Genomic DNA, 518 nt, shown 5'->3' with positions numbered 1-518 from the left:
CCTGATCGTTCTCCCATCGTCACATCGTCTTGGTTCAAGGCAACCAGTTCGGATACGCGAAGACCAGTATACAAAAGAAAATAAACGATCGCGATGTTTCGTAGCTTTCCCTCACTCTCCACTTCACGCAACAGTCGGTTCCGTTCTGCTCAAAAAATGGAATTCTATGGTGATCCCCAAAACAAAAAGTCTGTGAACCCCCCGGGTTTTTGGAAGCGCTGGAGGTTGACAGACTTTTTGGAAACGAGTAAAATCAAGGTGTTTGAAGGGATTGGAAAAAATACAATCTCCCAAACCCCTTGAAAAACCAAGGGTTTTAATTGCACCCATTTTGGAATGGAAACTTGTTCGGCAATCCAAACAAAGGATTTGTTCTTGGTTTTAATTGCACCCATTTTGGAATGGAAACGATAACGTTAATGGGTCCTTTTGTAGCATGGTCAAGCACATCGTGTTTCAATTGCACCCATTTTGGAAAAGAACCGATCTTTATACCATAAAAGTCTGTCAACCTCCAG

At 42.5% G+C, this 518-nt stretch carries 1 protein-coding gene; it reads right to left on the bottom strand.

What is annotated here, in order from left to right:
- Positions 1-316: 316 nt before the first annotated feature.
- Positions 317-518, bottom strand: a 202-nt coding sequence (locus tag ACFQNG_RS12770) for a hypothetical protein (protein WP_379865533.1), incomplete at its 5' end; no start/stop codon positions are given.

The organism is Laceyella putida (assembly GCF_042665195.1).
In the GTDB taxonomy this organism is placed as follows: domain Bacteria; phylum Bacillota; class Bacilli; order Thermoactinomycetales; family Thermoactinomycetaceae; genus Laceyella; species Laceyella putida.
The sequence above is the reverse complement of the archived record's forward strand: the minus strand, read 5'-3'. Positions and strand labels throughout refer to the sequence as shown.